26 protein-coding genes and 1 pseudogene are annotated in these 25721 nt (G+C 64.2%); 16 read left to right on the top strand and 11 right to left on the bottom strand.

The genetic code is table 11. The features are described 5' to 3' along the window. Positions 1 to 129: 129 nt before the first annotated feature. Positions 130 to 924: an IclR family transcriptional regulator gene (locus tag B0I08_RS08785; RefSeq protein ID WP_106211918.1), complete on the top strand. Its 795-nt coding sequence runs from the start codon at positions 130 to 132 to the stop codon at positions 922 to 924. Positions 925 to 938: 14 nt separating this feature from the next. Continuing rightward, positions 939 to 1436, top strand: coding sequence for a GNAT family N-acetyltransferase (locus tag B0I08_RS08780; RefSeq protein ID WP_106211916.1), 498 nt, complete (start codon positions 939 to 941; stop codon positions 1434 to 1436). Between the two features lie 19 nt (positions 1437 to 1455). Here the strand turns inward: B0I08_RS08780 and B0I08_RS08775 are convergent, their stop codons facing one another. After that, on the bottom strand, positions 1456 to 2580 hold the full coding sequence (locus B0I08_RS08775) for an epoxide hydrolase family protein (protein ID WP_106211914.1): 1125 nt from the start codon (positions 2578 to 2580) through the stop codon (positions 1456 to 1458). An 80-nt stretch (positions 2581 to 2660) separates the two neighbouring features. Here B0I08_RS08775 and B0I08_RS08770 point away from each other — a divergent pair, with 80 nt between their 5' ends. Then, positions 2661 to 3707 carry an aldo/keto reductase gene (locus B0I08_RS08770; RefSeq protein WP_106211912.1) on the top strand — a complete coding sequence of 349 codons (1047 nt, stop codon included), beginning with the start codon at positions 2661 to 2663 and terminating at the stop codon, positions 3705 to 3707. 12 nt (positions 3708 to 3719) lie between these two features. Here the strand turns inward: B0I08_RS08770 and B0I08_RS08765 are convergent, their stop codons facing one another. After that, positions 3720 to 3983, bottom strand: a complete 264-nt coding sequence (locus B0I08_RS08765) for a hypothetical protein (RefSeq protein ID WP_146134370.1) — start codon at positions 3981 to 3983, stop codon at positions 3720 to 3722. A gap of 125 nt (positions 3984 to 4108) precedes the next feature. Between B0I08_RS08765 and B0I08_RS08760 the strand changes: the two genes are divergently transcribed. Continuing rightward, positions 4109 to 4777 carry a hypothetical protein gene (locus tag B0I08_RS08760; RefSeq protein WP_106211908.1) on the top strand — a complete coding sequence of 223 codons (669 nt, stop codon included), beginning with the start codon at positions 4109 to 4111 and terminating at the stop codon, positions 4775 to 4777. Positions 4778 to 4806: 29 nt separating this feature from the next. On the opposite strand, the gene B0I08_RS17765 is transcribed toward B0I08_RS08760, so the two are convergent. From B0I08_RS17765 to B0I08_RS08750, 3 genes are read right to left on the bottom strand one after another with little or no spacing between them, the layout of a single operon-like run. Next, positions 4807 to 5508 (bottom strand): MmpS family transport accessory protein, encoded by a 702-nt coding sequence (locus B0I08_RS17765; RefSeq protein WP_181243351.1) that lies wholly within the window; start codon positions 5506 to 5508, stop codon positions 4807 to 4809. Next, positions 5469 to 5906, bottom strand: coding sequence for a hypothetical protein (locus B0I08_RS17760; RefSeq protein WP_181243349.1), 438 nt, complete (start codon positions 5904 to 5906; stop codon positions 5469 to 5471). Before B0I08_RS17760 ends, B0I08_RS17765 begins: the two co-directional genes overlap by 40 nt. Before the next feature lie 49 nt (positions 5907 to 5955). Beyond that, entirely contained in the window at positions 5956 to 6711 is a 756-nt protein-coding gene (locus tag B0I08_RS08750) for a DeoR/GlpR family DNA-binding transcription regulator (protein WP_106211904.1), read from the bottom strand. A gap of 181 nt (positions 6712 to 6892) precedes the next feature. Here B0I08_RS08750 and B0I08_RS18035 point away from each other — a divergent pair, with 181 nt between their 5' ends. Next, entirely contained in the window at positions 6893 to 7135 is a 243-nt protein-coding gene (locus B0I08_RS18035) for a hypothetical protein (protein ID WP_245884714.1), read from the top strand. 586 nt (positions 7136 to 7721) lie between these two features. Here the strand turns inward: B0I08_RS18035 and B0I08_RS08735 are convergent. Together B0I08_RS08735 and B0I08_RS08730 are read right to left on the bottom strand one after the other, a co-directional pair. After that, positions 7722 to 8279, bottom strand: coding sequence for a hypothetical protein (locus B0I08_RS08735; protein WP_106211900.1), 558 nt, complete (start codon positions 8277 to 8279; stop codon positions 7722 to 7724). A gap of 105 nt (positions 8280 to 8384) precedes the next feature. Next, the gene (locus B0I08_RS08730) at positions 8385 to 9212 is read right to left on the bottom strand and encodes a class I SAM-dependent methyltransferase (protein ID WP_106211898.1); all 828 of its coding nucleotides are present in this window, start codon (positions 9210 to 9212) and stop codon (positions 8385 to 8387) included. Between the two features lie 174 nt (positions 9213 to 9386). On the opposite strand from B0I08_RS08730, the gene B0I08_RS08725 reads away from it, so the two are divergent. After that, positions 9387 to 10034, top strand: a complete 648-nt coding sequence (locus B0I08_RS08725; RefSeq protein ID WP_106211896.1) for a MerR family transcriptional regulator — start codon at positions 9387 to 9389, stop codon at positions 10032 to 10034. Beyond that, positions 10031 to 10975 (top strand): NAD-dependent epimerase/dehydratase family protein, encoded by a 945-nt coding sequence (locus tag B0I08_RS08720; RefSeq protein ID WP_106211894.1) that lies wholly within the window; start codon positions 10031 to 10033, stop codon positions 10973 to 10975. The genes B0I08_RS08725 and B0I08_RS08720 overlap by 4 nt, the downstream gene beginning before the upstream one ends. A 7-nt stretch (positions 10976 to 10982) precedes the next feature. Here the strand turns inward: B0I08_RS08720 and B0I08_RS08715 are convergent, their stop codons facing one another. Beyond that, positions 10983 to 11879, bottom strand: a complete 897-nt coding sequence (locus tag B0I08_RS08715) for a glucose 1-dehydrogenase (protein ID WP_106211892.1) — start codon at positions 11877 to 11879, stop codon at positions 10983 to 10985. A gap of 223 nt (positions 11880 to 12102) precedes the next feature. Between B0I08_RS08715 and B0I08_RS08710 the strand changes: the two genes are divergently transcribed. Then, a complete protein-coding gene (locus B0I08_RS08710; protein WP_106212279.1) occupies positions 12103 to 12996 on the top strand; it encodes a dihydrodipicolinate synthase family protein in 894 nt (297 codons plus the stop codon). Between the two features lie 44 nt (positions 12997 to 13040). Here B0I08_RS08710 and B0I08_RS08705 read toward each other — a convergent pair whose 3' ends face one another. Continuing rightward, complete coding sequence (locus B0I08_RS08705; protein WP_106211890.1) at positions 13041 to 13925, bottom strand: serine hydrolase domain-containing protein; 885 nt, start codon at positions 13923 to 13925, stop codon at positions 13041 to 13043. Between the two features lie 138 nt (positions 13926 to 14063). On the opposite strand from B0I08_RS08705, the gene B0I08_RS08700 reads away from it, so the two are divergent. The 8 genes and pseudogenes from B0I08_RS08700 to B0I08_RS08670 all read left to right on the top strand — a co-directional run bounded on the left by B0I08_RS08700 (position 14064) and on the right by B0I08_RS08670 (position 22575). After that, positions 14064 to 14321, top strand: a complete 258-nt coding sequence (locus B0I08_RS08700) for a hypothetical protein (RefSeq protein WP_219905638.1) — start codon at positions 14064 to 14066, stop codon at positions 14319 to 14321. Between the two features lie 138 nt (positions 14322 to 14459). Next, positions 14460 to 15479, top strand: coding sequence for an aldo/keto reductase (locus tag B0I08_RS08695; RefSeq protein WP_106211886.1), 1020 nt, complete (start codon positions 14460 to 14462; stop codon positions 15477 to 15479). 62 nt (positions 15480 to 15541) lie between these two features. Next, positions 15542 to 16030, top strand: a complete 489-nt coding sequence (locus tag B0I08_RS08690) for a hypothetical protein (protein WP_245884713.1) — start codon at positions 15542 to 15544, stop codon at positions 16028 to 16030. Between the two features lie 92 nt (positions 16031 to 16122). After that, positions 16123 to 16788, top strand: a pseudogene (locus B0I08_RS18305) (cell wall-binding repeat-containing protein); the annotation flags it as partial. Between the two features lie 159 nt (positions 16789 to 16947). Further along, the gene (locus tag B0I08_RS08685; RefSeq protein WP_245884711.1) at positions 16948 to 20166 is read left to right on the top strand and encodes a cutinase family protein; all 3219 of its coding nucleotides are present in this window, start codon (positions 16948 to 16950) and stop codon (positions 20164 to 20166) included. A 57-nt stretch (positions 20167 to 20223) separates the two neighbouring features. Continuing rightward, complete coding sequence (locus B0I08_RS18155) at positions 20224 to 21207, top strand: Gfo/Idh/MocA family protein (RefSeq protein WP_106211882.1); 984 nt, start codon at positions 20224 to 20226, stop codon at positions 21205 to 21207. A 109-nt stretch (positions 21208 to 21316) separates the two neighbouring features. Next, the gene (locus tag B0I08_RS08675) at positions 21317 to 22021 is read left to right on the top strand and encodes a hypothetical protein (protein ID WP_106211880.1); all 705 of its coding nucleotides are present in this window, start codon (positions 21317 to 21319) and stop codon (positions 22019 to 22021) included. An 8-nt stretch (positions 22022 to 22029) separates the two neighbouring features. Then, a complete protein-coding gene (locus B0I08_RS08670) occupies positions 22030 to 22575 on the top strand; it encodes a CbrC family protein (protein ID WP_181243347.1) in 546 nt (181 codons plus the stop codon). Positions 22576 to 22612: 37 nt separating this feature from the next. On the opposite strand, the gene B0I08_RS08665 is transcribed toward B0I08_RS08670, so the two are convergent. Both B0I08_RS08665 and B0I08_RS08660 read right to left on the bottom strand, forming a co-directional pair. After that, on the bottom strand, positions 22613 to 23653 hold the full coding sequence (locus B0I08_RS08665; RefSeq protein WP_106211876.1) for a hemolysin family protein: 1041 nt from the start codon (positions 23651 to 23653) through the stop codon (positions 22613 to 22615). Further along, complete coding sequence (locus tag B0I08_RS08660; RefSeq protein WP_106211874.1) at positions 23650 to 25008, bottom strand: hemolysin family protein; 1359 nt, start codon at positions 25006 to 25008, stop codon at positions 23650 to 23652. The genes B0I08_RS08665 and B0I08_RS08660 overlap by 4 nt, the downstream gene beginning before the upstream one ends. Between the last annotated feature and the right edge of the window lie 713 nt (positions 25009 to 25721).

The raw sequence follows: 25721 nt of genomic DNA, 5'->3' as shown, positions 1-25721 counted from the left end.
CGAATATGGGAATCCGCCGAGAATTTGTCGCCGAAATCGAGCGACATACACGGATTCCGAGAGATGTCCAGAGCAAAAGGAAACTCGATGAGGTCTGCAGGGCAGAACGGAAGTCCATATATTTGACGTATGTCAGAATCACAGACCAGCGAAGCGGATGTCGCGGGCGTAGCGTCCGCCGACAAGGACAACGCTGCCCGTAAGTTGCTGCGCGTACTGGAGGCCGTATCGAACCCGGGTGCGGCGCACCGTCTCGGCGACCTCGTCAAAGAGACGGGTCTGGCGAAGACGAGTGTGTACCGGATTCTGACGGACCTCATCGATGGGGGGTACGTCTCTCGAACCTCCGATGGCTCTTACGGACCGGGACCCGCCCTGCGCCTGCTTGCGCTGAAAACCACCGCGCAATCGAGCGAGGTCGACCAGGTCGGCCCACGCCTGAAACTCCTGCAGGCAGACGTGCACAGCACCATTCACTTCGCGCTGCGCACCGGCGACCACGCCACCTACGTTGAGAAGATCGAGGACGCCGCGCAGCCGATCAAGATCGCGTCGCGGGTCGGCGCCCAGATCCCGTTGCACTCAACCGCGATCGGCAAGGCGATCCTCGCGCACCTGCCCGAAAGCGAGGTGCGCGGTTACGCCGCGCGAACCGGCCTCCCCACCCGTACCGTGCAGACCATCACCGACATCGATGGCTTGCTGATCGACGGCGCCCTTGTGCGCACCCGCGGATTTTCGATCGATGACGAGGAGAATGAGGAACACATCCGGTGCATGGCGGTGCCCGTGTTCGACACCCAGCACAATCTCATCGGGGGAATTGGCATAACCACAATTGCACCGCTCGTGCCGCAGGAGAAGCTTGAGTCGTACGCCCCGCTGCTACTTACCGCGGCGCGCGACGTGATGATGCTGCTCTAGAGCCGGCCCAAACGATGTCTCACGTCACTGAATCCACTTTCCGCCTCGAATATGTCGCGTGGGATGACCCTCGGGCGCTGGAACTGCGCCGGGTCATGGTCGTCGAAATGGACATCCGCTACAGCGTCCCGGGCCGCGCGGGCAACAGCGACGAAATCAATCGCGCTCTCGCGGTCGACATCAACGACGTGCGCGCAACGCTGCTCGCGATCGACGCCGACGGCACCCCCATCGGGCACGCCGCATTGCGTGAGCTGAACGGCGAGCTCGAGGTCAGGCGGGTTGTCGTCAGCGATGCCCAGCGCGGTCGCGGTGTCGGCAGGGCCCTGATGGGAGAGCTTGAGCGCTTCGCCCGGGACGCGCGCGCGGCCCGTCTCATCCTGCAGACCGGAGAGAAGCAGCCGGAATCGGTCGCGATGTACGAGAACCTCGGGTACACCCGCATTGCGGTCTACCAGCCTTACATCGCGTCGATGCCTCACTCGTTGTGCTTCGAGAAGGTGCTTGCCTAGAACGAGGTGAGGATGCCGATTACCGGAACTCCCGCAAGAACTCGGTCAGGTCGGCCGCAAGAAGCTCCGGTTGTTCGTGCGGCGCGAAGTGTCCGCCGCGCGGCATCGAGGTGTACCGCGTGAGGTTGTAGGTGCGTTCCACCCAGCTTCGCGGCGGGCGCGAGAGGTCATACGGAAAGACCGCGACTGCGGTCGGCACATCCACCCGCTCGACACGCGTGGTCAGCCCGGCCGCGTACTCGTAATAGGGACGGAACGACGTCGAAATCGAATTCGCAAACCAGTAGGCGGATGCCAGCGTCAGAAGGTAATCGTCGCTGAACACGCTCGAGATCTCGCCGCCGCAATCGCTCCACGCCCGGTGCTTCTCGATGATCCACGACAGCAGCCCGGCGGGGGAGTCCGACAGGGCTGGCGCGAGGGTCAGCGGGCGCGTCTGCTGCTGGTGCTGGTATGCGCCCTCCTGGGCGATCCACACCTCGACCGAATCCAGGTGCGCCTGCTCCTCCACGGTGAGCGTGGCGTGCTCAACGTGTGGGGGAGCAGCTACCGCCAGGAGGTGAATTGCGAGAACCGCCTCGGGGTGCGCCTGGGCGAGGCGCGAGGTTATGCCCGCCCCGAGGTCCCCACCGTGGGCCGCGTAGCGCGTGAAGCCGAGGTGCTCGGTCATCAGGGTGTGCCACAGCTCGTGGGTCTGCTCGTTGTGGCTCGGCCGCTGCGGCGAGAACGCAAATCCGGGAAGCGCGGGGATGATGACCGTGAAGGAGTCCGCCGCGACCCCGCCGTGTCTCGACGGCTCCGCGAGTCGTTCTGCCAGAGCGACGAGCTCCAGCGCGGTGCTCGGCCACCCGTTGGTGAGCACCAGCGGAAGTGCAGCAGGCGCCTCGCCCTCGAACCGGAGATAGTTCAGCGGGGTGCCCCCGATATCGGCCGAGTGCCAGGGCAACGCGTTGATCGCGCGCTCGTGCGCCGGCCAGTCGAACCCGTCTGCCCAGTGCGCCACGAGACGGCGAAGAGTCGCCTGCTCCGTGCCAGCTTCCCACCCAACCGACGGCCACTGTCGCGCCCAGCGCGTGTGACGCAGGCGGCTCTGAAGATCCGCGAGGTCGTCGGGAGAGACAGAAATGACCGAAGCTGGTGTCACGGGCGCATCCTTTTGATTGGGTTCACCGATCACTGTGCCAGAACCGTACGTCACGACCGCGCGGCACCTAGGCTGAAAAGATGTCAGAGAAGACCGGATCCCAGCCCACAACGTACCTCGGACGCACCGGAGTGGAGGTCAGCCGCCTCTGTCTCGGCACGATGATGTTCGGGGACTGGGGTAACAAGGACCACGACGACTCGATCCGTGTCATTCACCGTGCCATCGATGCCGGAATCAACTTCATCGACACCGCCGACATCTACTCGTTCGGCGAGTCGGAAGAGATCGTAGGCAAGGCGATCGCGCAGTCCGGAAAGCGTGAGGACATTGTGCTCGCCACCAAATTTTTCAATGGGATGAAGCAGCAGCCGAACTACCGGGGTGGCTCGCGCCGTTGGATCATCCGCTCGGTCGAAGACTTCCTGCGGCGCCTGCAGACTGACTACATCGACCTCTATCAGATGCACCGGCCCGACGAGTACACCGACATCGAGGAGAGCCTCGGCGCCCTCAGCGATCTCGTCACGCAAGGCAAGGTGCGCTACATCGGGTCGTCTACCTTCCAGCCGTCTCAGGTGGTCGAGGCGCAGTGGGCCGCACGGCAGAACCACACCGCCCGCTTCGTCACCGAGCAGCCGCCATATTCGATGCTCACCCGCGGTATTGAGGCCGACCTGCTGCCGACCACGCACCGTCACGGGATGGGCACGCTGGTCTGGAGCCCGCTCGCCGGTGGCTGGCTGAGTGGAAAATTCCGCGAGGGTCAGCCACTCCCCACAACACACCGCAGCGACCGCGATCCGGGCCGCTACAACCTCGAGCACCCGCAGATCCGCGCCAAGTTTGAGGCCGCCGACAAGCTGGGTGCCCTCGCCGACGAGCTCGAGGTTCCGCTCGTGCACCTCGCGCTGGCCTTTGTGCTGCGCCACCCGGGAGTCACGAGCGCCATCATCGGTCCGCGCACGATGGAGCAGCTCGAGTCTCAGCTGCACGCAGCCTCGCTCGAACTCGATGACGACACCCTGGACCGAATCGACGCGATCGTGCCGCCGGGAACCAATATCAACCCGGATGATGCGGGGTTCAGCAACTACTGGCTCGAAGCACCCCGCCGCCGCCGCTGAAAGCCCGGTGCTTTACTGGTCGGCGTTGAAGAACTCCGAGTCCGCCGGCCAAAGCTCTCCGCCCATAGTGGTCTGGGCCGTGACCAGGTCTTCGGGATTCTCACTGCCCACCACCCAGCGATCGCCGACGAGGAAAATGCCGGGTTCGATGCTGTCGGTGTTGAGCTTCAGGAGCGCGTCTATGTCGGCCTGCGAGGGAAAAGTTTGGATTCCGTTCACGGAGTTCCGGCAGAGACCGGTCTCGCCGGCTCCCGAGATGACGGGACTCTCCACCACCCACTCGCAGGGCAGCCCCGACGCGACGTATTGCGCGTGGAGTTCCTCCAGAACCGGTTCATGTCCGCACCCTATTGGATCCCGGGACGACGGTCGATATCGTGGGGCAACGACCCGAGGGAGCCATGCACATCTCCGATGACGATCCCATGGACATGGCCGCGCCACCTACCCTCGCGGAGGTCGCGGCGAACTTCCTCGTACCGGTGATGTCGTTCGCGGCGCAGCGGTCGCTTGAAGAGCTGGGCGCAGGCGCGACCGGACACTCGATGAACGGCGGACCGATGCACCTCGACTCTGTCTCCGTTTCGTACACACTGTGGCGCAATCCAGACGACCGGAGCGACCCGGTCAACCTCGCCGAGCTGAGCGAGGCAGACCGCGCGGCTCTCGAGATGCCTCCCGTGCGTCCCTTGCCGGACTGGATGATCCGGCTCACCGAACGGATGCGATTCCCGTCGCTGTGGGAGGCAGTGATGACTACTCGACATGCCAGCGCCGAGCTGACGCTGGTGGAGCACGTCAACCACATCCTGACCAACGTGTTCCGCGAGGAGCGCGTGGTCGATGGGCTGTTCGGCGACCTGGACTCTCCTGTAGACGAACGGCACATCGAACGTGTGAGCGTCGTGGTCGACGGTCGCGAGGTTGCGGGCATGCGCATCGACACGGATCCGCACGTTTATGCCGTGGGCGCTGACCTGGGCGACCGGGTGCTCACCGTGGTGGTTGCGCGCGAGCACCTCCCGTACATCACGCTCGCGTTCGTGACGGGTGCGCCGCCTCGCTCGTAGCGCACTGCGTTGCTTGCGATCGGTGGCCGTCAGTAGGCGTGGCAGGATACTGAGGCGTAGGGGCCCGTTGCAATCTGCTCCGCGATGACCATTCCATCGAGGGTGATTCTGCAGCTGATAGTTGTTCCTGTCGCACCGCTGGATGCGACGAGGGAGAAGTTGCTGAAATCGATGGCGCTTCCACTCGTCACTACAATCTCTCGCGTGAATGGAAGTGCCGCTGCTTCAACCTGCTCCGAACCAATGCGACCGGCATCCAGGACCGTGAAGGCGATAGTCGAATCAGTGCCATCACCGGTGACTTCGTACATGAGTGTGCCGTTGGTCGCTACCGAGCTACCTTCACCGATTGAGTCGTTGATCGATCCACTGATGGCCGAGGCGATTCCGGCGGTGTACGCGATGGCGAGCAAGATCGACAAGACAATCGCGACCGATGACAAGACGGTACCGACTACAGCAGGAGCCTTCCTGCGCCCCCTCAACGCCCAGCCCGTGATGCCGAAGATGAGACCGAGGAAGCCGAGAAACCCGCTCGCGAAGTTGACGATGGGAATTATGGACCCGAAAAGCGCGACACTGCCCAGCACGATGGCAGTGACACCCAGTCCATTGCCTCGCCTCACGATCTCCACCTGAAAAGGCGCTGAGTATGGGCTGTCATTGTGCTGGGCGTAATTCACATTGATGATTATGGCACGCGGTGAGTTGCTCTTTTGCGCATCATCCATGTGACTCCCATGCCAACCACGGCCACGATCACAGCAACGAGAACCAACCGAGCCGACCAGCCGGGCTGAGCCAGGGCGCTGAAAAATACCTGCACGGCGTATTCGGCCATTTCGGCGGGGTAGGGGGCGAGCACGCGGGTTCCCGCGGCGGAGGTGATGGCGGTGACCAAAGCCGGGGTCAGCCACAGGAGGAGCAGGCTGGCCGCGGAGGCGAGCGCGCGGCCGATCGTGCCCACACCGCACCACACAATGGCGAGCCCCACGATGATGGCGGGCACCCAGTACGAGGCGCGAAGAAGCTGGACGCTGACGTCGCTGACCATAACCGTGCCAAACGGGATGATCAGCGCGTCGAGCCATGACGCGGCGGCGACGGCGGCGAAGCTCACCGCGATCACGAGAAGTTGTCAGGTCATCCACGCCGCCAGCCTATGGCGTGCTTCCGTTTCAGGCGTAGATGCCGTGGTGGCCGAGGCCGGTGAGCTGGCGCATGACGGGGCTGTCCGCCGTGGCATCCGTAATTATGCCTGCGACCTTTGCCAGGGGCAGCACCGAGAACCGGGATGCCGCACCGATCTTTTCCGAGCTCGCGAGCACGTAGGTGTCCGCCGCGCGTGCGGCCAGCGCTCGCTTCATCGCGGCTTCGTCCGAGTCGTCCGTGGTCAGCCCCGTCTCCGGGTGCACGCCGGTGACGCCGAGCAGAAACAGGTCGGCGTTCACCACCTGCGCCGCCTCGACTGCCGCCGCACCACAGGCCACCGCGGAGTGTTTGAACAGCCGCCCGCCGATCAGGTAGACCTCGACGTGGGGGTGGTCGATGAGCGCCGAGGCGATGGTGGGGCTGTGCGTGACGATGGTGGCGCGCAGGTGCTGGGGGAGCGCGGCGACGACCGCGAGCGTGGTGGTGCCGCCGTCGAGAATGACGGTGGATCCCGGCGTGATGAGGGATGCCGCGGCGCGCGCCACCCGCCGCTTACCGTCCGCGTTGATGCTCTGCCTCGCGGTGTAGTCGCCGATCGCGGGGGAGACGGGTAGCGCGCCGCCGTAGACCCGCTGGCAGAGCCCAGCGGCAGCGAGATCGCGCAGGTCGCGCCGGATGGTGTCTTCCGAGATGCCGAGCTCGCTCGCGAGTAGCTTCGCCACGAGCTTGCCGTCGCGCGCCAGCCGTTCGAGTAGCACCTCATGTCGCTCTGCTGCCAGCATCCGTGTTTCTCCTTGTTTAAGTCCATTCTTGCACGTTATGGTGCAGGCATGGATAAACAACTGCTGATTCTGATCGCTGGCCCCTACCGGTCGGGAACGGGCGACGACCCCGAACTGCTCGCAGCACTTCGCCCGACTCGAGGAGGCTGCATGGCCGATCTTTGAGGCGGGGCATCTGCCGATGATCGGCGAGTGGGTCGCTCTGCCGGTACTGCGCGGCGCAGGCGGAACGAGCATCGCCGACCCGATCGCCGCCGAGATCATGTACCCGACCGCGGAGCGTCTACTGGCGCGCTGCGATGCGGTTCTGCGCCTGCCCGGAACGTCCAAGGGCGCAGATCAGGATGTCGCCATCGCCCGCGAACGCGGACTGCCCGTCTACACCTCGCTCGAGGAGATCCCGGGAGTCGCTGTGGCTGTGTAATCGCCCTGTTCAGTACGAGTCGCCGTGACTCGGAGGTACGCTTGCCACGAATTTCTCTTCCAGGACCCCGAAGAGTCCGCCCGCGAGTTGCCGTTTGCCTCCCGCACGAGAAGAGAGCTGAAGATGATTTTCATGCCGGAAATGGCATCTTGATGGTGCCCAAAACGACTCCACGGACGAAGCTCACTCGGGCGGACCGCGCCGAGGTGCAGCGCTACAGCCAGAACTCCCGGCGCCACCGTGAGGGGCTCATCTCGTCAGCGGAGGTGGCCGCTTTCGAAGCGCTGTCTCCGCAGCAGATCGATCTTCTCTTTCATGGAGAGCCACCCACGCGAGGACGAGCGATCGGAGCATTTTTCCGCTCGATCCCGAAGGGTATCGCCACTGGAGCGGTGAACTTCCGACTCGGTTGCTCGGCGATATTGCCCTCCGGAGCCAGCTACCTCGGGCTCGATCGAAACCGCTCCCTGCGTATTCGCTCCGTCCGTCCGCGCTAACAAAGCAATCCCGGAGTCGCCGTCCAGGTGTGACGGCGCCTCCGGGAGACTTAGGTCTCTACGCGGCAGAACTGGCCGGCTCGAGGGCGCTACTTGCCGGTGATGTCGCGGATCTTGCTCGCGAGCAAGCCAGCAACCGGACGCTGCTGCTCGCCCTGCTGCGCGGCCAGAACGATGAGCACGAGAGTGATCGCCGGGGTGACCCACTGCAGGAGCTTTTGCTGCGTCTGCGCGGACTCAAGCTCGTCTGAGCTTGCGGCCGACGGTTCCGTCACACCGTGGGCGCCTTCTTCGGCGTGCTTGGCGATGCGGGCGCCGAGAATTCCGGAGTACAGCGACGTACCCGCGGCGGCGACCGTGAGGCCGAGCTTCACGATCGTGTTGGTGCGGCTCTCCGGCTGGCTGAGAAGGCGCGACTTGTTCGCGAAGATGAGGCCGGCGCCGCCGATCCCATGGATGGCGAGAGCACCGAGCTGAACCGGCGCCCATTTGGCCCACCCGGCGGATGCAACGGCGAGGCGTTCGCTCGGGTCCTTTGCGGTTGCCGCTCCGCCGTTGAGGCCAACGGCTCCCATCAGCGTTCCACCGAACCAGGCCGCGAGGCCAATGTCGTGGAGGGACCGGATAAAGGTATTACGTTCGGACATGCTGAGCTCCAATTGTTTTTACGTGAGCCTCCAGTCTTCGTGACGAAAAATTTCGGGGGTGGGGGTTGACAACTTTGCCGTTTCAGCCAGCCGCGAAGAGGGTATCTACGCTGGCTTGCGCGCAACGATTGAGAACATCAGGGGCACCCGTTCCCTGCCCGTCGGCAACGCGAAGCCGGCGTCCGTGGACACGAGCTGCGGGATGGGCTTCCACGGCATAGCCGTGTACTCGTGGTACGCCTCGATGCCGAGTCCTGCGGTCAGGATCGACGTAAAGATCTCGTCGAGAGAATGTTGCCACTCGTAGGTCGTGCGGTTGGTGAGGATCGTGTCGCTGGCGTACGTGGTGCCCTCGTCGAAGCGTTGAGGCTCAGCGGTGCCAAAGTACGGTTCCGAAACGACGAGCAGCTCGTCCGTGCGGTCGTACTGCAGGGTCATCACCATAGGGTGCGACTCGTACAGAAAGAGCACGCCACCCGGCTTCAGCAATTGCGCGATCGACCGTGCCCACGACGCAAGGTCCGGAAGCCACGCGAGCACACCAACGGTCGTGTACACCACGTCAAACTGGCGACCGAGCAGCGCCGGAGCGTTTTCATTCGATGTGCGGATGAAGCTGGCCTCCACTCCCGCCCTGGCCGCTAGTCGCTGTGCCGCCTCAATCGCTTCGCCAGAAAAATCGGTGCCGACGACCCGGGCGCCCAACCTCGCCAAACTGATCGAATCGACCCCGATGTGGCACTGGAGGTGCACTACATCGAGACCGTCGAGCGACTCTGCGGGGAGGTGGGGAGCCAGAACGCTCGCTTCGAATCGGACCCGATTGGCGTCCGGGTCATCCGCGAATTTCTCGGCTTCGTAAGCAACAAGGTGATCGGCGACCCGCTCATCCCAGTTCGCCCGGTTTGCCTCAACTTCGTCGACGTAGCCCATTACTGCCCCTATCCGGTGGTGCGCGATCTGCCGCAGCGCGCGATGCCCTATGGCCACCTTAACCGAGCAAAGGTCAGACGAGCGTGGGATGAGCGTCGTGCTGACCGAGCGGACTTGGGGAAATTTTGACAGCGGGGGTGCCAGGCGTCATGTAGATAGTGCTACTCTCCGATAGTGCGCATATCTGAATTGTCGAAACGAGCGAACGTTCCGCTGACCGCGGTGAAGTATTACCAGCGGGAGGGGCTACTGCCCGAGGGCATGCGCTCGGCACCGAACCAGGTCGACTACGGCGACGCCCATGTGCAGCGGGTACGCCTGATCCGCGCGCTGCTTCAGACGGGTGGGCTTTCAATTGCCGCGACAAAGGCCGTCGTCGCGGCGCTGGACGTTCCGGGCGCTCCGCTGGCGGAGACCTTCGAGGTCGCGCAGCACGCGATGAGCACGCCGCGCACGACGGAGTCGACGCCGAGCGAGGAGTCGCGGGACCGGATCGTCGCCATAACCCGATCACACGGGTGGCACATCTCCGTCGAGAACCCCGGCATCAGCGCGGCAGCTCGAGCCCTGGACGGGCTACTCGCAATCCGGTTCGACCCGCCAGACTCCTACCTCGGCGCGTACGCGGATGCGGCGGCAACCGTCGCCGCGGCCGACCTGCGTGCGCTCGACGACCGGGGCACCCTCGACGAGGTCGCCGAGCTGATGGTCGTCGGCACAGTTCTCGGCGATCCGCTGTTTGCCGGACTCCGCCGACTCGCCCACGAAGACGCTACGCACACCCGCCCGCCCACTTCTGACACGAATCGAGCCCAATCATGACAACTGTCCCCACCCACATCGTTCTCGGCGGCAGCGGCGTCGTCGGACGCGAGACCGTCCGCGCCCTCCTCGACCGGGGTGAAACTCCCGCCTCGGTTGCGCGCCGGCCCGCCAGCAACGGCGGCGCAGTATCCGTCAGCGCCAACCTCCTCGACCCCGCCGAAGTCTTGCGTGCCCTGCGCGGCGCCGAGGTTGCCTATCTCACCGTCGGACTGCCGTACTCGTCCCGCGTCTGGGCCAAGCAGTGGCCAGCCATTCTTCGCAACACGATCGACGCTGCGGTCGAGCACGGCACGCACCTGGTGTATTTCGACAACGTCTACGCTTATGGCCGCGTCAGCGGACCGATGACCGAGACGACCGCGATCAATCCCAGCAGCAAGAAAGGCGAGGTGCGAGCAGCCGCTCTTCGCGCTCTCAAGGAAGCGACCGCTCGCGGTCTCACCGTGACCGTCGCCCGAAGCGCCGACTTCTACGGCCCGTCGGCGTCGACGAGCGTCTTCAATAGCTTTGCGCTCGATAACATCGCCGCCGGTAAGGACGCGACCTGGCTTTTCGACGCCGACCAGCCGCACTCCCTCACCTACACGCCGGACATCGGTGACGCGCTTGCCACCCTCGGTACCGATGCACGAGCGCGCGGCGGCACCTGGCACGTGCCGACCGCGCCCGCGCTGACGGGTCGCCAGTACATCGAGCTCGCGGCAGAGTCGATCGCCAGCTCCCGCTCCGGCAAAACCGCCCGCACCAAAGTGATGGGAAACGCGACCATGCGCATCGGCGCGCTGTTCAACAGTTCCGCGCGCGAAACGCTCGAGATGGCGTACCAGTACACCGCGCCGTACCTCTTCGACTCCGCCGCTTTCGAGACAACCTTCGGCATCACCGCGACCCCTTCAGAAAAGGGGATAGCAGTATCACTCGCGGCCACTCGTACCTAGCGATTGCTTACGGAGTCGGCATCCCGCCATTCACGTTCAGAGTCTCGCCGATGACGTAGCTGGACTCGCCGGAGGCAAGGAACACGTACGCCGGAGCAAGTTCCGCCGGCTGGCCGGCACGGCCGAGCGGGGTCTGCTCGCCGAACTCGGGAAGCTCCTCGGTGGGCTGTCCTCCCGCGGTCTGCAGCGGGGTCCAGATCGGGCCCGGCGCGACCGCGTTGACGCGAATGCCCTTTGGAGCCAACTGCTGGCCGAGTGCCTTCGTGAACGCGTTGATGGTCGCCTTGGTCGAGGCGTAGTCGACGAGGTTCTCCGAGGGGGAGTAGGCCTGGATCGAGGTGGTGTTGATGATCGTCGAGCCGGGCTTCAGGTGCGCGAGCGCCGCCTTGGTGAGCCAGAACATCGCGTACACGTTGGTCTTGAACGTCTCGTCGAACTGCTCGTCGCTCAGCTCGGAGAGGTCCTCGACGTGCTGCTGCTTGCCGGCGTTGTTGACGAGGATGTCGAGTCCGCCCAGCCCCTCGACGGCCTTGGTAATCGTCTCGCGGCAGAAAGCCGCGTCGGTCAGGTCACCGGGAAGCGCGACGGCCGTGCGTCCCGCCTTCTCGATGAGCGCGACAATCTTGCGCGCGTCTTCTTCCTCTTCCGGAAGATAGGAGATCGCGACATCCGCACCCTCACGGGCATAGGCGATGGCGACGGCGGCGCCAATGCCGGAGTCACCACCGGTCACGAGCGCCTTGCGTCCCTCGAGGCGGCCGGTGCCACGGTACGAGTTCTCGCCGCGGTCAGCGGTCTCGTTCAGGTCGGCGTCGAGGCCGGGACCCTTCTGGTACTGGGCCGTCGTGTCGATGTCGGCGTACTTCTTGGACGGGTCTTCGAAGATGTACTGGTCGGAGGACATTGTGTGCCTTTCGTTGCATCGTCATCGGGCATCGCTGAGGGGCGGGGTGGATGATGCGCCCGCCTCAATCCCAGCCTAAAAGCACCCCCTCTGTGCAGTACCTGAATAGGTGCTGGGGGTTGTCAGCTGCGAGTTCCTGGTGTAATCGACACCTGAGGTCGAGTGGGGGAGTCCGGTGGGTCGACGATCCAGCCGATAGGATCCCGGGATGATGCGAGCACCGATGTTTACTGGCCTCAGCGCGTTCCCCCTGAGTCCGCTCCGCAACGATGCCTTCGACGAGCGGGCCTACGCGGGGCTGATCGGACGCCTGGTTCTTGCCGGCGTCGACTCGATCACCGCGCTCGGGTCGACCGGCTCGTACATGTACTTTGATCGAGACGAACGGCGTCAGGTGGCTCGGGCTGCGGTGCAGCACGCCGACTCGGTGCCGGTCATGGTCGGGATCGGCGCGCTGCGCACCTCGCAGGTGCGGATGCTCGCCGACGACGCGCAGGAGGCGGGCGCGAGCGCGGTGCTCCTGGCCCCGGTCACCTACCAGGCCCTCAGCGACGACGAGGTGTTCGGTCTTTTCGAAGACGTTACCGCCGGGTTGTCCGTGCCGCTCGTGGTCTACGACAATCCGGGAACTACGCACGTGACGTTCGCGGAGGACCTCTACTCGCGGATTGCGACGCTGCCCCACGTGGCATCCATCAAGATCCCCGGCGTTCCGGCCGACCCCGGCGAGGCAGCCGCGCGCGTGCGGAGCATTCGTGAGCGCGTTCCCGGTGCGGTCAGCGTCGGTGTCTCGGGCGACGGCTCTGCGGCGGCGGGCCTCAGTGCTGGCTGCGACGTGTGGTACTCGGTCATCGGCGGGACGCTCCCCGCGCCGGCGCTCCGCATCACCCGTGCCGCGCTGTCCGGCGACCACGCGGCGGCCGCGGAGGAATCCGCCAGACTTCAGCCGCTGTGGGCGCTCTTTGCGGAGCACGGCAGCTACCGTGTCACTGCGGCGATCGCGGAGCACCTCGGGCTGGTCGCCGCCGACTGCCTGCCGCGTCCGGTGCAGGGACTTGGGACGGCGGCACGCACGCGGGTAGCCCAGCTCATTGACGAGCTCGACCTCGCCGACTGACAGCGACCCGAAGCCACAGACCTTTCCGGGTCAGGCGGTGGGCCTCACTCCGAAGTCGCCTCCAGCGCGGTGGCCGCGATGCGTGCCAGCAGGTGGTCCCGCGTCTCCTCGTGGGCCGTGATCGTGATCACCGCGTCCCGCGACTCGTCTACGAGCACGTATTGTCCGTAGCGGCCGTCGAGACGCCAGCATCCTCCGGGCCCGTCCCAGACCGCGAACCCGTAGCGCTCGTAGGGTGCCTCACCGCCGGTCTCAACCCATTCGCCGTGCATGCGATCGATCCAGCCCGCACCGATCAGTTGTGTGCCTTCCCATCGGCCGCGATCACGGAGCACCTGGCCGATCCGGGCGAGTTCGGCTGTGCGAAGTTGCAACCCGCTACCACCCATGATCCAGCCGAGCGGGCACCGATGCCATTGCGGATTGTGAATGCCGAGGGGTTCAAACAGCCGCGGCATCAGCCAGTCGCGGACGTCGCCGACGACCGCACCGAGCATCCGCATGGCAACGTACGTGCTCGCGTCGCTGTACTGAAACACCAGGCCAGCACCCCGTGTTGGCCTCCGGAGCATCTCCTGGGCCAGATCCGGCCACGGTACTGGCTCGTCTGCAAACCAGGCGAAATCGATCCCGCTCGACATGGTCAGCAGGTGCCGCACCGTCACAGCGTCGACGCCAGCGCCGAGCTTCATTTCAGGAAGCAGGTCGGATACGGACGAGTTGAGCGCGAGGATTCCCTCATCGATCGCGATTCCAATGGCGAGCGCACACACGCCTTTCGACGCCGAGTAGACATTCTCCCGGTCGTCGCTACGCCAGCGGTGTTCTGCTCGGTCGGCGCCGATCAACACATGCACGCCATACGCACCGAGCTGTTCGGCGTCAATTCTGGCGGAGATCCGATCGAGCACGGATGAGGCAGTCGTCATGACGCCAGTCTCCCAGAGCGTTCTAAGTATTTTTCGCCTCTGGCCGGCGGGATGCACCGTGGGAGCCTACCCGTGGCTGTGAGTTCGCTCGCTCGCGTAGCGAATCAGCGCGCACGGTGAAACCCTGAGGTCATGTCAATGTCTGAACCTCTGATGCCCCATGTTGATAACGACGAGTCTGCTTCGGCCGCTGCCGAGCCGGGACCGGGAGCACCGGGTACCCCCGCTGCCGGGGAGCCCGACATTCTGCCCGGTGCGGAATCCGCGGACGACGAACAGAGCCTCAACGAGAAGGCCAAAGAGCCCGACGCAGCCAGGGGCGCAAAAGAGACGCCCTTCCGGACCCCGAACCCCGGTGACAGTCTGACGGCCGACGAGCTCGAAGACCGCATCTAGCTGACAGCGTCCGTGGGAGTCCGTTGACGGTACGGACCTGCAGTTGATTTCTCTTGTCGCTTGTAAAGCGGAACCGTGTTCCAAATAGTGAGTGGAACAACGTTCCGTTTGCATTTCCGCATACAAGAGGAGTCTCCAATGCAGTACCGCACACTTGGCCGCACCGGCGTGAACGTGAGCACCCTCGTGCTCGGCGCTATGAACTTCGGTGCCATCGGACGCACCACCCAGGAAGAGGCCACGGCGATCGTCGACGTTGCTCTCGAGGCCGGCGTGAACATGATCGATACCGCCGACCGCTACAGCGCGGGCGAATCGGAGGAGATGGTGGGTCGCGCGATCGCAGGGCGGCGCGACGACATTGTGCTCGCCACGAAGGCATACCTGCCGATGAGTACGGAGATAAACCACCAGGGAACCTCTCGCCGCTGGCTTCACACCGCAGCGGAAGACAGTCTGCGCCGGCTCGGCGTTGATCACATTGACCTGTACCAAATGCATCGGTGGGATCCGGAGACCAGCGACGACGAGACCCTCTCGGCGCTGACCGACCTCCAGCGGGCGGGCAAGATTCGCTACTTCGGGTCGTCAACGTTCCCGGCCTACCGGATCGTGCAGGCGCAGTGGGAATCCCGGTCTCGTGGCCTGGGTCGCTATGTCACCGAACAGCCTGGATATTCCATCCTGCAGCGCGCCGTCGAGACGCACGTGCTACCGGTTACCGAGGAGTATGGGATGGGTGTGCTCGCCTGGAGCCCCCTGGCATCCGGGTGGCTGTCAGGCGCCATCCGTGAGGGCCGCGAAATGACCACCAACCGCTCGTCGGCGATGCCCGGGCGATTCGACCTTCCGGTCCCCGCTAACCGGGCCAAGCTCGACGCCGTGGAGAAACTCGCCGTGGTAGCGGAGCAGGCCGACCTCACACTGATCCAGCTCGCGCTCGGGTTCGTGACCGCGCACCCCGCGGTCACCAGCGCCATCATCGGACCGCGCACGCTGGATCACCTGCAGTCGCAGTTGGCCGCAGCGGACACGGTTCTCTCGACCGAGGTGCTCGATGCCATCGATTCCGTCGTGGCGCCGGGCACTGACCTTGCTGCCGACGAGAAGTCCGATACCCCGCCATCACTGCTCAATCCGGCGCTGCGCCGCCGCTAAGCTGGCTTGCCGAGCTGGCGGTAGAGCCGTCCGCTGGCATCGAAGCGCACGCCCTACCGGAAGTGCGCGCGGGCCAGCTGTCCGAGATCCTGAGCAAGTCGCTGGCTGACCGGGTGGTGCTGTGCGACCTCTTCGGCGCGCAGGGCGGCGTGTTGGAACACAACGTCTCGGTCGAGGTGGTCAAGCAGCACAAGCGAGCTTCACTCGCGGGGCTCACGACCATGACCGACCTCGTGCGCAGCCACCTGCCCGAGCTCGGCGACGGCGCTCAACTGTTCTGCCTTATGAGCCTCGTCACGGCGGGCGCCCTGTCGTCGTACGTGCCGCCGCCGCCCAGCCTCCTCGCCGCCTACAAGGACGAGCCTGCCCTCGGCGTGCTCCACCTGGAGCTGCGTGACGATCTGCGGGTCGCTCTTATGTCGTCGCTCGTCGGTGTGCTGCGGCGCGTCAGAGCATTGCTTTTCGTGGACAGTGCGTGGCAACGCAGTAGGGCCTGTGAAGCGCGGATTGGCAGACGACTGGAGGGTGACAGCGCACCCGAACTGGGGTGAGACGCCAGAAAAGCCGCCGTGGTACCGTGCAGAATCTTGACCCGAGACGGGTCGAGCAGGGCGTCTGCCCCGCGAAGAGTAGGGGTGGGTCCATGAGTCGTCGTCCTCAGGTCAGTAGGCCGAGGAAGCGGCCGGTCTCGATGTTCATCTCGGCGGTCGTCTGTGCCGTGTTGACCTGCGTCGGCGCTCTGCCCGCAAGCGCGACTTCGGACGAGCCTCGCCTGAAGGCCAGGAGCTCGACGATCGAGCGCATGGCGGGTGCGGATCGGTATGAGGTTTCTGCGCTGATTTCGAAGTCGACGTTCGCTCCGGGTGTTCCCGTGGCGTATGTGGCGACCGGGGTGACGTTTGCTGATGCGTTGTCGGGTGCGCCGGTGGCGGGGATGTCGGGGAGTCCGGTGCTGCTCGTGCCGGGTGGAAGTATCCCGGCGTCGATTGCTGCTGAGTTGGATCGGTTGAATCCGGGGCGGGTGGTGATTTTGGGTGGGCCGAATAGTGTCTCGCCGACACTCGAAGGCCAATTGGGGTCGTTTACCTCGGGCGGCGTGACCCGCATGGCGGGTGCGGATCGGTATGAGGTTTCTGCGCTGATTTCGAAGTCGACGTTCGCTCCGGGTGTTCCCGTGGCGTATGTGGCGACCGGGGTGACGTTTGCTGATGCGTTGTCGGGTGCGCCGGTGGCGGGGATGTCGGGGAGTCCGGTGCTGCTCGTGCCGGGTGGAAGTATCCCGGCGTCGATTGCTGCTGAGTTGGATCGGTTGAATCCGGGGCGGGTGGTGATTTTGGGTGGGCCGAATAGTGTCTCGGCGACACTCGAAGGCCAGCTGAACGGGTATGCGACCCCGGCCACACCGACTTCTACCCCCACCCCGGCCCCAACCGCCTCTCCAACCCCGACCGTGTCGCCGACCCCAGTGATGACGCCCACGCCGACCTCCACTCCGGCACTGCCCCCGACGTCCACGCCGACTTCCACCCCCACCCCCACCCCCACACCGTCGGCTCAGCTCACTGCGACACCCGTGCCCACCATTACGGGAACGATTCGGGTCGGCCAGGTCGTGACTGCAGTGCCGGGAGTGTGGGCTCCTGCGCCGGTGTCGCTGCACTATCAATGGTCTCGGGCGGGAGTTGCGATCCCCGGAGCGACGGCGGCCGCTTATACACTCACCGCGTCGGATTCGGGAAAGACCATCACAGTGACGGTCACTGGGTCCAAGGCCGGGTTCTCGACCGTCTCTCGAACGAGCGTCGCAAGGGCGGTGCCAGTGGAGAACAGGACAATTCGGTACAGCGGTTCAATTGCGGCGAACACGACGTGGTCGAAAACTTCCGTTGACGTTGTTGTGCTGGAGGGCGCGGTCACTGTTGCAGCGGGAGTCACACTGACCATCGAACCCGGCGTCGTAGTGAAGTTTCAGAAGGTGAGCATCGCGGGGTTGTACGTCTATGGAACGCTCCGAGTGGCCGGGTCCTCTGCGGCACCGGTGGTGATGACGAGCGCCCTTGACGACTCGGCCGGGGGCGACACCAATCTGGATGGTGCTCGCACGTCGCCGACAAATAATAGCGAATGGTCGGGCATCGTCGCCCAACCGGGCTCGAACGTCGACCTCGTATTTCTGGAGCAACGCTTCGGCGAAGGTTTGGTGCATCACACCGCTCCCGGTTCCAACGCGACGGTGATTACCGATTCACGATTCAGCGGTTCGGTGCAATGGGGTCCCGGAAACGCGAGTTCCTCGTGGCCTACGAACTGGAAGCCCTCTCTTGTTTTTACACGCAACATCATCGAGGACGGTCGCCTGTCCATCACCTCGGAGTTACGTGACACCGACTTCGAGGTGCGCGACAACACCATTACACCCAGTGAACACTCCGACGTCGCCATACAGGTGTGGTCGCCCGCGTTGCGACCGTCCCGCATTACCGGCAACTCGACGCCGTCATCGGGTTGGATAAGTCTCCAGGGAACGCTCGCAGAGAACTGGAGTGTCGCGGAACAAGGCCGACTCAATTGGGCGATCACCCTGTCTCTCCGGGTCCCTGCGGGCATCAGCGTCACGCTTCCCGCGGGCACTCGTATGGGCTCCGGGCTGATCTATCTCGAAGGAACCCTGACGGCCGCAGGCGCGAAGGGTCGGCCCGTCGACTTTTTGCCCGCCGGTGGCGAGGACGTCGGGTGGGGTGGGATCGAAGTCGCCCAGGGTGGAACGCTCCGCGCGACCTACTTGAACCTGAAGGCCTCCGCCTACGACGACGCGATCACCAGATCCGGGTCTGGCAGAAAGACCGGCAACATCTACATCGCCGACTCGTTTCTTGCCGGAAACATCAGCCTCTGGCAACCGTGGGGCAGCGACGACGACCCCAACGTCGGGAAGATCATAGTCAAGAACACGTCGGTCACGAGGGGCTCGATCTCGGTCAACGCCTGGTTCAGCCCGGCTGGATCGGTTGTTGTCACGGGAAACACCGTCGACTACGACTCCAGTGTCTCCGCGGACAACCTTCCGGCGTACGACCTCTCGGTGGGTGACTTGGTGCCCGCGAATTTTGCCGGCAACCAAGCCGCGCGGCCGTCGACGTTCCGGCTTGAGGGCACAATCACGGGCGACTGGACGCTGCCCACAATGCCGAATCTAACGTGGTCGCCGCAGCTGTCGGTGGGCTCCGGCCGGCTCGTTATACCGCCGGGCACAACCCTGGAGCGAGGGTACGTATATGCAGGTGGGGACGAAACGGCCGAAATAGTAGCGATAGGAACGGCGTCGAAACCAATTGTGTTTCACAACGTGTACACAAGCCTCTACAGAAAAGGCACGTTGACCGGGCAACACGTGGTCTTTCGGAGCAGCCCGACGGGGCCCTACGATTCGGGGCCGAGCGGTATCGGAACGATGGACGCCGCCACGCTCCTTCTCGACGACGTCACCTTCGAGGGTGACCGGGGCGACGGTAGCGGCGCGTGTGTTTACATCAGCAGAGAAGCTACCGGTCACCTCAGAGGGGACGTGTCAGGCTGCGCCGTTGGAGTAGCGGCTGACGGCCGCCTCACGGCATTCGATGCCACGGGAGTTAATTGGGGCTCGGCCGACGGCCCACCCCCGTTCGGATCCGGGGCACAGGTGATCGGAAACGTCAGTGTTGTGCCGTGGGTGGGCTACACCGAGCCAGCCACGACACCGGCCCCGGTCTACGTACCAGGGGCGGATACTCGCTGTGTTTCCAACCTCATTATCGCGGTCCGAGGTTCGGGTGAGGTGCCGGGCGGGCTCGTCGATGCCGCCGTTGACCCGGACCTGTATGACCACTTCACCTACGCCGAAATGACAGCTCCCGGCGCGTACGAGTTTCGGGGGCTTGGTGACCGGGTTCAGGGAATCTTGACCGGCCAGATGCGGGCCCGCGATGTAGCCGGCGAACCGATCCCCGGAACCATCGTGGATCACGCGGACGGCCTGCTTGACTCTCTCGGGCAGATCGACGGTTTTGACGTAAATACAAGCGTGCGCATCAAACCACTCCGCTATCCGGCGGCCTCGGTCGACCTGATCACAAAGGATCTCAGCGTCGAGAACTTCACCCATTACTTGTCGAGCATGTCATGGGGGCTGAGTTGGCTTCTCGACGAGGTCAAGGACCAGGTGCACGACTGCCCCGACCAGAAGATTGCGTTAGTCGGGTACTCGCAGGGCTCACTTGTGATCCAAATGGCGTTGGCCGAATTGGCAGCGCACGGCTCTAGCCAGGAGCGGAACGCCGTCAACGCGGTATTGATGCTTGCCAACCCGGTGCAGGATCCTGGTTCAGACCGATACACCGTTCTGGGGAGTATGTCCGGCGGCTCTGCGGCGAACCAGAAAGGCAAGATTCAACAGCTAATTGAGACACCGGCGGTTGCCAGCCTGATCAAGTCGTTCTACGACGACGATGGAATGAACGTTCTAGTCGACTCGCTTGGGGCGAAGTTCCCGCCCGAGTTTGTCGGCCGTACTCTCACCTACTGCAACGTCGGTGACCTGCTGTGCGCGCCTCAGGATGGGATGGACAACGACGCGATGGGCGCCATTCATGGCGGGTATACCCCGAAAGAGCTGGCTGCGTTCGGCCGGGCCGCAGCGGGGCTGTTCTGATAGCGACATCCAGACGATGCCTGCTCACGCAGGCAGTGGATCTGGTACGTTCGCGCAATGAGCACAACGCGGTGGGCGATCCTTGGACCAGGCACGATCAGCGGCAACTTCGCTGACTCTCTCGAACACTCGCAGCTCGGGGTGTTGCACGCGGTCGGAAGCTCGAACGCCGAGCGCGCCGCCCAGTTTGCCCGTGACCGGAACGCTCCGTTCAGCGGCACCTACCAGGACATTCTGTCGCGCGACGACATCGACGCCGTCTACATCGGCACCGTGCACACCACCCACGCCGAACTCGCCATCGCCGCGCTCGAGGCGGGCAAAGCTGTGCTCTGCGAGAAGCCCGTGACTCCTACGCCTGAGGCCACCGCGCAGGTGCTTGCTGCCGCCCAAGCCTCCCAGCGACCGTTCCTCGAGGCCTACAAATATCGCTTCGGACCCCTCGCCGACGAGCTGCGCGCGATACTCAGTCGAGGTGAGATCGGCACCCTCGAGCGCCTCGAAGCGAGCGGTGGCTTCGCCGCCCCCGAGCACACCGGTCGATTGTTTGACCCGGCGCTGGCCGGTGGGGCCATCCTCGACATGGGCGGCTATCCCGTTTCCCTCGCCGTCGCTTTCGCTGAGTGGGCTGGCATCGCCAGCGCCTCCGCCACGATCACGGACATCGATGGGGAGCTTGGTGCCGAGGGAGTCGACGTCTGGGCGCGCGCCGACGTCACGATGGGCGGCTTTGTCGCCACGGTACGCACCGCGATTGTGTCAGATCTGCCCGACGAATCTCGCCTGTTCGGGTCGGACGGGTGGATCGAACTGCCGAACGTGTGGGGGAGTCGCCAGCTCAGCTCGGGCTCAGCCATCATCCACCGCACAGGAGAAGAACCACGACGAGTCGAGGTGGACGTCGTTGACCCTATGGCTGCGGAAGCAGACGCAGTCTCGCTGGCTCTAGCCGACGGTCGCGCCGAGATTCCCGAGATGACGTGGGCCGAGACATCCACCGTCGCCGACATTCTTGCCGAGTGGCGTCGCGGGCTGTCCTGAACGTCGGTGCCCGAGTCGCGGGTGCATGATGCGTCGGAAATAAGGTTTGTTCATCTGTTGGCTACCTCGCGGCTCTGCACCCCGCGCTTCCGCCGTGGTCTGATGGCCTGTGATCAACTCTGCAATCGAGTATTCCCGGTTGTTCGATCAACCCTCCACCCGCGAACGCAATGACATCCTCTATAGGGGTGAGGCCGAAACTTCGGTGTGGATGGAGATCCTCGACAAGTTCCCTCGGTGTGGCGCGGTAGTTTCGGAAAACTGGACACTGCCTATTGAGGTACTCGATCGGCTCGACCGGGTTGAAGGTGCTCGCGACTTCGGTATCCGCTTCTCCGTCCGCACCTCGGCACGATGGAAAGATGCCCATCTCGATGTGACCGAAAGGCGTGTGGTCGGCTTTGCTTCCCTTCTCGATCTGAACGAGCTCGTACCTTACGAACTCACCTGGCTTGAGCGGTATGTTCTTCGGCACGGTTTGATTCAGTGGGGCGGCCCCGCTCATTGCACCGAAGAGATGGCCGTTGCGCTTGGTTTTTGTTCCATCCAAGACCTGTTCCGTGAGGGCAGCCGGATTGCCTCTGATATCGAAGCGGAACGGCCGATGAAGCACATCGACTGGGCACGGAGCATGCTTGCGACCGAGGTGGTTTTTATGAGCGGGACCCTTGGAGCCGCGACTGACTGGGTGGATATGACGACCATCCCCGACGCGCTGACCTTTGCGACCCTGCGCAAACTGCAAGGCCATTTGGTCGTGAATCCGCTGATCGGTCTGGCGTTTGGCACACGATACGTGCGGCCGAAAGGATGACCTCTGACGTGCCCCCGGTGTTCCGGTTTCATCCGAATGCCTATGACTTAGGCGTGTTTGAGGCCGTCGAAGGAACTTGCGAGGCCTGCATGTCGCGCCGCACTCTGCGCTACACGTCATCGTTCTATTCGATTGAGGAAGTGAATTACATCTGCCCCTGGTGCGTCGCCGACGGGACCGCGGCGCGCGTCTTCGATGGTCATTTCTCCAGTTACACCGCAATCGACGGCATCCCGTCTGATCCAGGGCTGCCCGCAACGGTGGACGTGGCCGAGGCTATGGAAGTCGCTACTCGTACCCCGTCCTACTCGTCGTGGCAGCAAGAAGAGTGGCGTTCACACTGTGGTCGCCCTTGCGCGTTCATCGGAGATATCGGTTCGTCCGACCTTGGGCAGTATCTCCACGAGCCGGACTTCGCAGCCGACGTCAACGGAGGGCTTCGGTGGGATCCAGCGGTGCTACGCAGGTACCTTGTGGCCGGGGGAGAGCTCGCCGGTTACCTGTTTCGTTGTCTGTCGTGCGGAGCGCATCGACTGCACGTCGACGCAAGCTGAGCCCGCACCCCCAGCGTGAAGTTCGGCTTCCGCCGCGCTAGTTGCTCGTCGCGTCTTCGATCTCGCCGACGAGCTCCTCGATGATGTCCTCCAGGAAAAGCACTCCGGTGGTGTTGCCACTCGCGTCGAGAGATCTCGCGACGTGTGAGCCCGCGCGTCGCATCGACGCGAGGGCGTCTTCCAGGTCGGACTCGGCGAGCACGGAGGTGAGCCGGCGCACTCGCTTCGCGGGCACTGGTGTCGTGAACTCGACGGGATCGGTGAGATCCATCACGTCCTTGAGGTGCAGGTAGCCGGTCGGCTCAGATCCGCCGTTGGTGAGGATGTAGCGGGAGAACCCGTGCGTTGCCACCGCCTTTTGGATGTCGGCGGGAGTTGATGTTGCTGGGAGCAGCACCATCTCCGCGATCGACACCTGCACATCAGCCACCTTCTTCGTGGTGAACTCGAAGGCGTTGGTGAGGGCGCCGGACGCGTCGTCCAGCACTCCCTCGCGGGTGGACTGTTCGACGATGTTCGCCACCTCATCGAGAGTGTAGGTGCTGGTGGCCTCGTCTTTGGGCTGCACCCGGAATGCCAGCAGGATCATGTTCGCCAGCCAGTTGAGCGTGCCGATGATCGGTCTGAACACCTTCGACACGAACACCAGCGGCGGCGCGAGCAGCAGCGCGGCGCGGTCGGGCACCGAAAATGCTAGGTTTTTCGGCACCATCTCTCCGATCACGACGTGCAAGAACGTCACGAGGAGCAGTGCGACGATGAAACCGATGACCCCGATCGCTTCTCCGGAGAGAGCGGTGAGCCCGAGGGGTATTTCGATCAGGTGGTGGATCGCTGGCTCGGAAACGTTGAGGATGACGAGCGAGCAGACCGTGATGCCCAGCTGGCTGGTGGCCAGCATCAGCGTGGCGTGCTCCATGGCCCAGAGCGTGGTCTTGGCCGCTTTACTGCCGGCCTCCGCACGAGGTTCGATCTGCGATCGGCGTGCGGAAATGACGGCGAACTCGGCACCGACGAAGAAGGCGTTTACGACCAGCAGCACAACGAGCCAGATGATTCCGGGCAGGTACTCGCTCATTTCAGGTCCTTCTTCATCTCGTCGATGATCTGGTCGTGCTTGCTGGCCGTGGGCGGGTCGGTTAGTAGTTCGTTCGGGGTGTAGCTCAGCCGCAGCACGCGAGCGCCGTCGATGCGCTCGACTCGAAGCGTGCCCGTCGGGATGCCAACCTCGTCGCCGACCTCGGGGATGCGGTCGAGCTCGTCCGTGACGAACCCGGCTATGGTTTCGTGGTCCGATTCCGGCACGAGGATTGCGGCACGCTCACGGAGTTCGTCCGCACGCCATCCGGCGTCGAACGTCACGGTGCTGCCGGCTCGAATGAGGCCGGGCTTGTGGCGGTCGTGCTCGTCTTCGAGTTCGCCGACGATTTCCTCCACGAGGTCTTCGAGGGTGGCGATCCCGGCGGTTCCGCCGTACTCGTCGGTGACGATGGCGATCTGAAACCCACTGCGGCGCAGCAGCACCAACAAAGTCTCTACTTCCATCGACTCCGGTACGCGGGTCGGCTCGACCATCAGGTCACGAGCGGTGACCGTCGACCGCTCGCTGAGCGCCACGGCGAAGGCCTGCTTGACGTGGACTACTCCGAGAATGTCGTCCGTCGTCTCACCGGTCACCGGAAAACGCGAGTACCCGGTCGTGTGCGACAGAGTGACGATTGCTGCCGCGGTTTGGTCAGCCTCGACCCACCTCACCTGAACGCGCGGGGTCATCACTTCTTCGGCGGAATGTTGAGAGAAGCGAAGGGTCCGCCCGAGCAGGGTGGCGTGGTCCTGGTCGAGGTAGCCTTCCATCGCCGAGCGGCGAACCAGCGACCCGAGCTCTTCGGCCGAGCGGGCGCCAGAGAGTTCTTCCTTCGGCTCGATGCCGAATGAGCGGATAATGGCGTTCGCCGTGTTGTTGAAGCCGACGATGATCGGCTTGAAGATCGTGGTAAAGAGGCTCTGGAACGGCACCACGACTTTAGCCGTGGCCAGCGGAAGGGCGAGGGCAAAGTTCTTCGGCACCAGCTCACCGATCACCATGGAGAACAAGGTCGCAAGCAGGATCCCGATGACCGTGCCGATTCCGGGGACGATCGCAGCCGGAATGCCGAGCGCTGTGAGGGGCCCCTCAAGCATCGAGCTCACCGCAGGCTCGAAGGTGTAGCCGGTGAGAAGGGTGGTGATCGTGATGCCGAGTTGCGCCCCGGACAGGTGCGTTGAGGTGATTTTCAACGCCCGGATGGTGGGTCCCAGACGTTTCTCGCCTCGCGCCTGGCGCTTCTCCAGGTCATTTCTGTCGAGGTTCACCAGAGCGAATTCGGACGCGACGAACATGCCCGTTCCGACCGTCAAGACAAGGCCGATACCGACCATGATCCACTCATTCATGTTCCGCCCCTTCCTGAACTCGGACCACTGAGGTCAACGGGCTTAGGGGCTGGGATCTGTGATGGGGAGGGTCGTCCATTATGCGGCCAGTGTAATAGGAGAAACTGCGCTTCTCCTGATCTGCGTCGTCAGTGTGGAGCCGGCTCGGGTCGGTGGATGCCGCGGGGGCGGTATCCGAGAGCGTCCGAGACACCCGCCAGATCTGACAGATACCAGATGATGGCGAGCCACATCTCGGTGCCCTGCAAGCCGGGAGTCGTCTCGTCGAGGCCGGCCAGGTGTGGCGCGGGTGCGCGGAACCCGAAGCCCTCGCCATCGCTCCAGTGATCGAGGGCCGCGTTAAGGAGCCGCGAGGCGAGGGCCGTGATCTCCTCGGAGCGGTAGCCGGAACCCGCGGTGAGCCACAGCGGGTGCGCGATGTCGAGCACGTTGCAGGCATTCTGCCGACCCGCGCTGAAGAAGCGCTCGTCGCGCGCGTGCTGCAGCACGGTGTCGATCACTCGCTCGGGGTACGGCACCGGCAGTCCGAACTGCGCGAACGTGCCCCGCGAGGCGCGGTAAAAACCGTTGACGAGTTGCAGTAGCCCGTCTTCGCGATTGGGGCTGCCCCACATTCCCGTGGTGGGGTCGGCGTGGGTGAGCAGCCACCCGAAGAGCGCCTCTGTTGTCCCCGTTGGGACCTCGTCGCCGCGGAGTCGGCTCAGGTGCAGGGC

Origin of the sequence: Glaciihabitans tibetensis (assembly GCF_003003265.1) — a bacterium.
Taxonomy (GTDB): domain Bacteria; phylum Actinomycetota; class Actinomycetes; order Actinomycetales; family Microbacteriaceae; genus Glaciihabitans; species Glaciihabitans tibetensis.
The sequence above is the reverse complement of the archived record's forward strand: the minus strand, read 5'-3'. Positions and strand labels throughout refer to the sequence as shown.

What these genes read in the sequence shown, in the direction of transcription:
- B0I08_RS18155 (WP_106211882.1), top strand. Translation starts at nt 20,224, where the DNA reads ATGAGCACAACGCGGTGGGCGATCCTTGGACCAGGCACGATCAGCGGC.
- B0I08_RS08785 (WP_106211918.1), top strand. Translation starts at nt 130, where the DNA reads ATGTCAGAATCACAGACCAGCGAAGCGGATGTCGCGGGCGTAGCGTCC.
- B0I08_RS08730 (WP_106211898.1), bottom strand. Translation starts at nt 9,212, where the DNA reads ATGGGCTACGTCGACGAAGTTGAGGCAAACCGGGCGAACTGGGATGAG.
- B0I08_RS08705 (WP_106211890.1), bottom strand. Translation starts at nt 13,925, where the DNA reads ATGACGACTGCCTCATCCGTGCTCGATCGGATCTCCGCCAGAATTGAC.
- B0I08_RS08720 (WP_106211894.1), top strand. Translation starts at nt 10,031, where the DNA reads ATGACAACTGTCCCCACCCACATCGTTCTCGGCGGCAGCGGCGTCGTC.
- B0I08_RS08780 (WP_106211916.1), top strand. Translation starts at nt 939, where the DNA reads ATGTCTCACGTCACTGAATCCACTTTCCGCCTCGAATATGTCGCGTGG.
- B0I08_RS17765 (WP_181243351.1), bottom strand. Translation starts at nt 5,508, where the DNA reads ATGGATGATGCGCAAAAGAGCAACTCACCGCGTGCCATAATCATCAAT.
- B0I08_RS08700 (WP_219905638.1), top strand. Translation starts at nt 14,064, where the DNA reads ATGTCTGAACCTCTGATGCCCCATGTTGATAACGACGAGTCTGCTTCG.
- B0I08_RS08695 (WP_106211886.1), top strand. Translation starts at nt 14,460, where the DNA reads ATGCAGTACCGCACACTTGGCCGCACCGGCGTGAACGTGAGCACCCTC.
- B0I08_RS08715 (WP_106211892.1), bottom strand. Translation starts at nt 11,879, where the DNA reads ATGTCCTCCGACCAGTACATCTTCGAAGACCCGTCCAAGAAGTACGCC.
- B0I08_RS08770 (WP_106211912.1), top strand. Translation starts at nt 2,661, where the DNA reads ATGTCAGAGAAGACCGGATCCCAGCCCACAACGTACCTCGGACGCACC.
- B0I08_RS08760 (WP_106211908.1), top strand. Translation starts at nt 4,109, where the DNA reads ATGCACATCTCCGATGACGATCCCATGGACATGGCCGCGCCACCTACC.
- B0I08_RS08735 (WP_106211900.1), bottom strand. Translation starts at nt 8,279, where the DNA reads ATGTCCGAACGTAATACCTTTATCCGGTCCCTCCACGACATTGGCCTC.
- B0I08_RS18035 (WP_245884714.1), top strand. Translation starts at nt 6,893, where the DNA reads ATGATCGGCGAGTGGGTCGCTCTGCCGGTACTGCGCGGCGCAGGCGGA.
- B0I08_RS08685 (WP_245884711.1), top strand. Translation starts at nt 16,948, where the DNA reads ATGACGCCCACGCCGACCTCCACTCCGGCACTGCCCCCGACGTCCACG.
- B0I08_RS08750 (WP_106211904.1), bottom strand. Translation starts at nt 6,711, where the DNA reads ATGCTGGCAGCAGAGCGACATGAGGTGCTACTCGAACGGCTGGCGCGC.
- B0I08_RS08660 (WP_106211874.1), bottom strand. Translation starts at nt 25,008, where the DNA reads ATGAATGAGTGGATCATGGTCGGTATCGGCCTTGTCTTGACGGTCGGA.
- B0I08_RS08710 (WP_106212279.1), top strand. Translation starts at nt 12,103, where the DNA reads ATGTTTACTGGCCTCAGCGCGTTCCCCCTGAGTCCGCTCCGCAACGAT.
- B0I08_RS08665 (WP_106211876.1), bottom strand. Translation starts at nt 23,653, where the DNA reads ATGAGCGAGTACCTGCCCGGAATCATCTGGCTCGTTGTGCTGCTGGTC.